This window comes from Methylobacterium sp. (assembly GCF_028290105.1).
GTDB lineage: Bacteria > Pseudomonadota > Alphaproteobacteria > Rhizobiales > Beijerinckiaceae > Methylobacterium.
Genome location: NZ_JAQGKL010000237.1, coordinates 1 through 6,146 on the forward strand (window position 1 = coordinate 1; position 6,146 = coordinate 6,146).

Consider the following 6,146-nt stretch of genomic DNA (forward strand, 5'->3'; position numbering starts at 1 on the left):
AAGGAGATGTGGAAGTCGCCCAACGGCACGATCCGCAACATCCTCGGCGGCGTCATCTTCCGCGAGCCGATCATCTGCCGGAACGTGCCCCGCCTCGTGCCGGGCTGGACCCAGCCCATCGTCGTCGGCCGTCACGCCTACGGCGACCAGTACAAGGCCACCGACTTCAAGGTACCGGGCAAGGGCCGCCTCACCATCAAGTTCGAGGGCGAGGACGGCACGGTCATCGAGCGGGAGGTCTTCAAGTTCCCGTCCGCCGGCGTCGCCCAGGCGATGTACAACCTCGACGACTCGATCCGCGATTTCGCCCGCGCCTCGATGAATTACGGCCTGAACCGCAAGTACCCGGTCTACTTGTCGACCAAGAACACCATCCTGAAGGCCTATGACGGCCGCTTCAAGGACCTGTTCGAGGATGTCTTCCAGAACGAGTTCAAGACGAAGTTCGATGCCGCCGGCATCACCTACGAGCACCGCCTCATCGACGACATGGTGGCCTCGGCCCTGAAGTGGTCGGGTGGCTATGTCTGGGCCTGCAAGAACTACGACGGAGACGTGCAGTCGGACACAGTGGCGCAGGGCTTCGGCTCGCTCGGCCTGATGACCTCCGTGCTTCTCACCCCCGACGGCCGGACCGTCGAGGCGGAGGCCGCGCACGGCACGGTGACGCGCCACTATCGCGAGCACCAGAAGGGTAAGGAGACCTCCACCAACTCCATCGCGTCGATCTTCGCCTGGAGCCGTGGCCTCGCCCACCGCGCCAAGCTCGACGACAACGCGGCACTGGCCAAGTTCGCCACCACCCTCGAGACCGTCTGCGTCGACACCGTCGAGAAGGGTTTCATGACCAAGGACCTCGCCCTACTGGTCGGCCCCGAGCAGAAGTGGCTCTCGACCACCGGCTTCCTGGACAAGGTCGATGCGCACCTCAAGGCCGCGATGGCCTGAGTCACCACGTCGGCTCCGCACATTCGCGCGGAGCCGAACGGGCGGCCGTCCGTCAGGACGCGTGTCGGGCCGTTTCCGCGTTGCGCCTGCGGGTCGCGGCGGCCTTCTTCGCCGAGACCGAACGCTGCTCGGGCGTGCGCGCGGTCGCGGCTCCGGCCCGGCCGGAGCCGCCGGGCTTCTTGCCGCTCCCGTCGTCCTTGTTGACCGTGGCCCAGGCGCGCGCCTCGGCGGCCTCCTCCGGCACGCCGCGCGCCGCGTAGGACTCGGCGATGTGCTCGGCCTTGCGGCTCTGCTTGTCGGTGTATTTCGACTTGTCGCCCTGGGCCATTTTTTACGCTCCTGTGCTGGAGGCCCGCACCGGGCTCAGCCGAGGACGGCCGGTCCGTCGAGGACCGCCCGGACGCGGCGGATCAGGTCCGTCCGGCGGTAGGGCTTGCTCAGGAGATCGAACGCCGAGCCTCCCGCGTCGGTTCGCTCCAGGCTCGCCTCGGCATAGCCCGTGGTCAGGAGCACGCGCAGGTCCGGGCGTCGCTGGCGTGCCTCGCGGGCGAGGGTGATCCCATTCATGCCGCCCGGCATGATCAGGTCGGTGAAGAGCAGGTCCACCGTCGCGCCGCCGTCGAGGATGTCCAGCGCCTCGCGCCCGTTCTGCGCCATCAGCGTCGCGTAGCCGAAATCTCGCAGGATCGTGCGCGCGAGTTCGGCGACATCCTCGCGGTCGTCCACGATCAGGATGGTTTCCGAGCCCGTGCCGTCCTCGACGGTTTGCGCGGAGGGGACCGCGTCGGCCTCTTCGTCCTCCGTCGCCGGAAAGGAGAGCCGCACGATGGTGCCCTCCCCCAGGGTCGATTCGATCCGTGCCGCACCGCCGGATTGCTTGGCGAAGCCATAGACCATGGAAAGCCCGAGCCCGGTGCCCTTGCCCTCCTCCTTGGTGGTGAAGAACGGGTCCATCACCCGAGCGAGGACATGGGCGGGAATGCCGCTTCCTGTGTCAGCCACGCTGACGGTGACGTAGCGGCCCGGCGCCAGACCGTTGCCCGCGCCCGGCGCGACGACATGGTTCTGCGTCGTGATGGTCAGGCGTCCCCCATCCGGCATCGCGTCGCGGGCATTGATGAACACGTTGAGGAGGGCGACCTCCGCCTGGGTCGGGTCGACCCGGCAGTTCCAGAGATCGGGCTTGAGATCCAGCCGGATGGTGGTCGCCTCGCCGAGCGTCCGGGCGGCCATGTCGCTCATGCCGTTCACGAGGTCGGTGAGATTCACCGAGCGTCCTTCCAGGCGCTGCTTGCGGGCGAAGGCGAGGAGCTGCTGGGTCAGGGTGGTGGCGCGGTCGGCCGCAGTCCGGATGTTGGCGGTGGCCCGCCGGAGGCGACCGCGGTCGGTCTCCGGGTCGTCGAGGCCGGCGCTCAAGATATCGACGTAGCCGACGATCACCTGGAGCAGGTTGTTGAAATCGTGGGCGATGCCGCCGGTGAGCTGGCCGAGGGCCTCCATCTTCTGGGCCTGGCCGAGGGCGTCCTCGGCATCGCGCCGACGCGAGACGTCGAGCTGCGAGGCGAAGAAGTACACCAGCGTCCCGTCCGCGTCGTAGATCGGCGACACGAACAGGGCGTTCCAGAACGGCGTCCCGTCCTTGCGGTAGTTGATGATCTCGATGGCGGCATTCTCACGCGCCGCGATGGCGCGGGCGAGTTCGCGCACCGCCGCGCGGTCGGTCTCCGGCCCCTGCAGGAAGCGGCAATTGCGGTCCAGCACCTCGTCCCGGCCGTAGCCGGTCATCTCCAGGAAGGCGTCGTTGGTGAAGATAATCGGATTGTCGGGAAGACGCGGGTCGCTCACCACCATGGGCATGCGCGAGGCGGCCACCGAGGCGAAGAAGAAGGCCGCGGCCGGGTTCGCCGGAGCCTCTCCCGCGCGGGCGGGGGCACCCGGCCCGTTTTCGCCCTCACGCGGGACGTCCGGCATCTCAGTCATATCCGCGCAATCGGAGGGGCGGGCCCGGCTCGGCGGGCACTAACATTCTTTAAACGCCCCGCGCCGTCTTGGTTTCCTCGGCGGAGGGGATCTTCGTGGTGCCGGTTCGCCGTTCGCCCGCCATCGGCTCATCGCCGCGCGCCGGCCGGCGCGCGGCGATGAGCCGATGGCGGGCGAACGGCGAACCGGCACCACGAAGATCCCCTCCGCCGAGGAAACCAAGACGGCGCGGGGCGTTTAAAGAATGTTAGTGCCCGCCGAGCCGGGCCCGCCCCTCCGATTGCGCGGATATGACTGAGATGCCGGACGTCCCGCGTGAGGGCGAAAACGGGCCGGGTGCCCCCGCCCGCGCGGGAGAGGCTCCGGCGAACCCGGCCGCGGCCTTCTTCTTCGCCTCGGTGGCCGCCTCGCGCATGCCCATGGTGGTGAGCGACCCGCGTCTTCCCGACAATCCGATTATCTTCACCAACGACGCCTTCCTGGAGATGACCGGCTACGGCCGGGACGAGGTGCTGGACCGCAATTGCCGCTTCCTGCAGGGGCCGGAGACCGACCGCGCGGCGGTGCGCGAACTCGCCCGCGCCATCGCGGCGCGTGAGAATGCCGCCATCGAGATCATCAACTACCGCAAGGACGGGACGCCGTTCTGGAACGCCCTGTTCGTGTCGCCGATCTACGACGCGGACGGGACGCTGGTGTACTTCTTCGCCTCGCAGCTCGACGTCTCGCGTCGGCGCGATGCCGAGGACGCCCTCGGCCAGGCCCAGAAGATGGAGGCCCTCGGCCAGCTCACCGGCGGCATCGCCCACGATTTCAACAACCTGCTCCAGGTGATCGTCGGCTACGTCGATATCTTGAGCGCCGGCCTCGACGACCCGGAGACCGACCGCGGTCGCCTCCGGCGGGCCACCGCCAACATCCGGACTGCGGCCGACCGCGCCACCACCCTGACCCAGCAGCTCCTCGCCTTCGCCCGCAAGCAGCGCCTGGAAGGACGCTCGGTGAATCTCACCGACCTCGTGAACGGCATGAGCGACATGGCCGCCCGGACGCTCGGCGAGGCGACCACCATCCGGCTGGATCTCAAGCCCGATCTCTGGAACTGCCGGGTCGACCCGACCCAGGCGGAGGTCGCCCTCCTCAACGTGTTCATCAATGCCCGCGACGCGATGCCGGATGGGGGACGCCTGACCATCACGACGCAGAACCATGTCGTCGCGCCGGGCGCGGGCAACGGTCTGGCGCCGGGCCGCTACGTCACCGTCAGCGTGGCTGACACAGGAAGCGGCATTCCCGCCCATGTCCTCGCTCGGGTGATGGACCCGTTCTTCACCACCAAGGAGGAGGGCAAGGGCACCGGGCTCGGGCTTTCCATGGTCTATGGCTTCGCCAAGCAATCCGGCGGTGCGGCACGGATCGAATCGACCCTGGGGGAGGGCACCATCGTGCGGCTCTCCTTTCCGGCGACGGAGGACGAAGAGGCCGACGCGGTCCCCTCCGCGCAAACCGTCGAGGACGGCACGGGCTCGGAAACCATCCTGATCGTGGACGACCGCGAGGATGTCGCCGAACTCGCGCGCACGATCCTGCGAGATTTCGGCTACGCGACGCTGATGGCGCAGAACGGGCGCGAGGCGCTGGACATCCTCGACGGCGGCGCGACGGTGGACCTGCTCTTCACCGACCTGATCATGCCGGGCGGCATGAATGGGATCACCCTCGCCCGCGAGGCACGCCAGCGACGCCCGGACCTGCGCGTGCTCCTGACCACGGGCTATGCCGAGGCGAGCCTGGAGCGAACCGACGCGGGAGGCTCGGCGTTCGATCTCCTGAGCAAGCCCTACCGCCGGACGGACCTGATCCGCCGCGTCCGGGCGGTCCTCGACGGACCGGCCGTCCTCGGCTGAGCCCGGTGCGGGCCTCCAGCACAGGAGCGTAAAAAATGGCCCAGGGCGACAAGTCGAAATACACCGACAAGCAGAGCCGCAAGGCCGAGCACATCGCCGAGTCCTACGCGGCGCGCGGCGTGCCGGAGGAGGCCGCCGAGGCGCGCGCCTGGGCCACGGTCAACAAGGACGACGGGAGCGGCAAGAAGCCCGGCGGCTCCGGCCGGGCCGGAGCCGCGACCGCGCGCACGCCCGAGCAGCGTTCGGTCTCGGCGAAGAAGGCCGCCGCGACCCGCAGGCGCAACGCGGAAACGGCCCGACACGCGTCCTGACGGACGGCCGCCCGTTCGGCTCCGCGCGAATGTGCGGAGCCGACGTGGTGACTCAGGCCATCGCGGCCTTGAGGTGCGCATCGACCTTGTCCAGGAAGCCGGTGGTCGAGAGCCACTTCTGCTCGGGGCCGACCAGTAGGGCGAGGTCCTTGGTCATGAAACCCTTCTCGACGGTGTCGACGCAGACGGTCTCGAGGGTGGTGGCGAACTTGGCCAGTGCCGCGTTGTCGTCGAGCTTGGCGCGGTGGGCGAGGCCACGGCTCCAGGCGAAGATCGACGCGATGGAGTTGGTGGAGGTCTCCTTACCCTTCTGGTGCTCGCGATAGTGGCGCGTCACCGTGCCGTGCGCGGCCTCCGCCTCGACGGTCCGGCCGTCGGGGGTGAGAAGCACGGAGGTCATCAGGCCGAGCGAGCCGAAGCCCTGCGCCACTGTGTCCGACTGCACGTCTCCGTCGTAGTTCTTGCAGGCCCAGACATAGCCACCCGACCACTTCAGGGCCGAGGCCACCATGTCGTCGATGAGGCGGTGCTCGTAGGTGATGCCGGCGGCATCGAACTTCGTCTTGAACTCGTTCTGGAAGACATCCTCGAACAGGTCCTTGAAGCGGCCGTCATAGGCCTTCAGGATGGTGTTCTTGGTCGACAAGTAGACCGGGTACTTGCGGTTCAGGCCGTAATTCATCGAGGCGCGGGCGAAATCGCGGATCGAGTCGTCGAGGTTGTACATCGCCTGGGCGACGCCGGCGGACGGGAACTTGAAGACCTCCCGCTCGATGACCGTGCCGTCCTCGCCCTCGAACTTGATGGTGAGGCGGCCCTTGCCCGGTACCTTGAAGTCGGTGGCCTTGTACTGGTCGCCGTAGGCGTGACGGCCGACGACGATGGGCTGGGTCCAGCCCGGCACGAGGCGGGGCACGTTCCGGCAGATGATCGGCTCGCGGAAGATGACGCCGCCGAGGATGTTGCGGATCGTGCCGTTGGGCGACTTCCACATCTCCTT

6 protein-coding genes are annotated in these 6,146 nt (G+C 68.2%); 3 read left to right on the forward strand and 3 right to left on the reverse strand.

The genetic code is table 11. The features are described from left to right. A partial coding sequence (locus JWQ05_RS16835; RefSeq protein ID WP_299660688.1) for an NADP-dependent isocitrate dehydrogenase occupies positions 1–948 on the forward strand: 948 nt, incomplete at its 5' end. A 52-nt stretch (positions 949–1,000) separates the two neighbouring features. Here the strand turns inward: JWQ05_RS16835 and JWQ05_RS16840 are convergent. Both JWQ05_RS16840 and JWQ05_RS16845 read right to left on the reverse strand, forming a co-directional pair. After that, positions 1,001–1,276 carry a plasmid stabilization protein gene (locus JWQ05_RS16840; RefSeq protein ID WP_299660691.1) on the reverse strand — a complete coding sequence of 92 codons (276 nt, stop codon included), beginning with the start codon at positions 1,274–1,276 and terminating at the stop codon, positions 1,001–1,003. Positions 1,277–1,311: 35 nt separating this feature from the next. Then, positions 1,312–2,919: a histidine kinase famiy protein gene (locus tag JWQ05_RS16845; RefSeq protein ID WP_299660694.1), complete on the reverse strand. Its 1,608-nt coding sequence runs from the start codon at positions 2,917–2,919 to the stop codon at positions 1,312–1,314. A 308-nt stretch (positions 2,920–3,227) separates the two neighbouring features. Between JWQ05_RS16845 and JWQ05_RS16850 the strand changes: the two genes are divergently transcribed. Both JWQ05_RS16850 and JWQ05_RS16855 read left to right on the forward strand, forming a co-directional pair. Continuing rightward, positions 3,228–4,835, forward strand: coding sequence for a histidine kinase famiy protein (locus tag JWQ05_RS16850; RefSeq protein ID WP_299660694.1), 1,608 nt, complete (start codon positions 3,228–3,230; stop codon positions 4,833–4,835). 35 nt (positions 4,836–4,870) lie between these two features. Next, positions 4,871–5,146, forward strand: a complete 276-nt coding sequence (locus JWQ05_RS16855) for a plasmid stabilization protein (RefSeq protein WP_299660691.1) — start codon at positions 4,871–4,873, stop codon at positions 5,144–5,146. A gap of 52 nt (positions 5,147–5,198) precedes the next feature. On the opposite strand, the gene JWQ05_RS16860 is transcribed toward JWQ05_RS16855, so the two are convergent. After that, positions 5,199–6,146: NADP-dependent isocitrate dehydrogenase (locus JWQ05_RS16860; protein ID WP_299660688.1), on the reverse strand; the 948-nt coding region annotated here is incomplete at its 5' end.

Bases quoted from the DNA above. Each gene is read 5' to 3' on its own strand.
- JWQ05_RS16840 (WP_299660691.1), bottom strand. From the start codon at position 1,276: ATGGCCCAGGGCGACAAGTCGAAATACACCGACAAGCAGAGCCGCAAG.
- JWQ05_RS16850 (WP_299660694.1), top strand. From the start codon at position 3,228: ATGCCGGACGTCCCGCGTGAGGGCGAAAACGGGCCGGGTGCCCCCGCC.
- JWQ05_RS16845 (WP_299660694.1), bottom strand. From the start codon at position 2,919: ATGCCGGACGTCCCGCGTGAGGGCGAAAACGGGCCGGGTGCCCCCGCC.
- JWQ05_RS16855 (WP_299660691.1), top strand. From the start codon at position 4,871: ATGGCCCAGGGCGACAAGTCGAAATACACCGACAAGCAGAGCCGCAAG.